Source organism: Arthrobacter sp. JCM 19049, assembly GCF_001310435.1.
Map to the genome: position 1 here is coordinate 1 of NZ_BAXF01000870.1, position 639 is coordinate 639.

At 69.8% G+C, this 639-nt stretch carries 1 protein-coding gene and 1 pseudogene; both read right to left on the reverse strand.

Features of this window, described 5'->3' with window-relative positions; translation table 11 throughout:
- Nucleotides 1-296 (reverse strand): annotated as a pseudogene (locus tag JCM19049_RS16830) (phosphodiesterase); the annotation flags it as partial.
- A 52-nt stretch (nt 297-348) separates the two neighbouring features.
- On the reverse strand, nt 349-516 hold the full coding sequence (locus JCM19049_RS21655) for a hypothetical protein (protein ID WP_279403487.1): 168 nt from the start codon (nt 514-516) through the stop codon (nt 349-351).
- Nucleotides 517-639: the final 123 nt, after the last annotated feature.

Below are 639 nucleotides of genomic sequence, written 5' to 3' on the forward strand. Positions count from 1 at the left end.
TCGCAGCCGCCCAGCTCCTCCACCAGCTGTTGGGTGCGCGGATCCGAGTTGCGCAGCCCGATCGCGATCGAGCGGGCCACGGCCGACACCTTCAGCGAATGGGTCAGCCGGTTGTGCACCACGGTGCCGGCCCCGGCCTGCGGGATCACCTGGGTGACCGCGGAGAGCCGGGAAAAGTAGGGGGAGAAGCGGATCCGCTCAATGTCCACACGGAACTCGTCCTCATCGGGGCGTGCAGCTTCGCTGATGGCGCGCTCGCGCCCGCCGCTTAGGTGGGTCTTCTGCCTGGCATTCATCGTAGTCACCAGCCTAGATGATGCACCGGCCGCGGTCCGGGAAGCGTGCGGTTCATGCCCCGGCCCGCCGATCCAGCGGGCGGGCCGGGCGGCGCAGCAGCAGTGCACCGAGGGTGAACCCGATGTACACCAGCGCGGCCAGGAAGGACTGGGTCCCGAAAAACCAGCTCAGCTGCCCGTACCAGCTCAAGAGCACACAGCCGGTGGCGGTGAGCACCACCAGCCCGGCGGCCGGCCAGCGCCGGGCAACTCCTCCAGTACCCGGCCCTGCACTGCCAGCAGCAGCCCGTAGACCAGTAGCAGGCCCCGGTCAGCGCCAGCAGGCCGCTGACCGTGCCGCCGT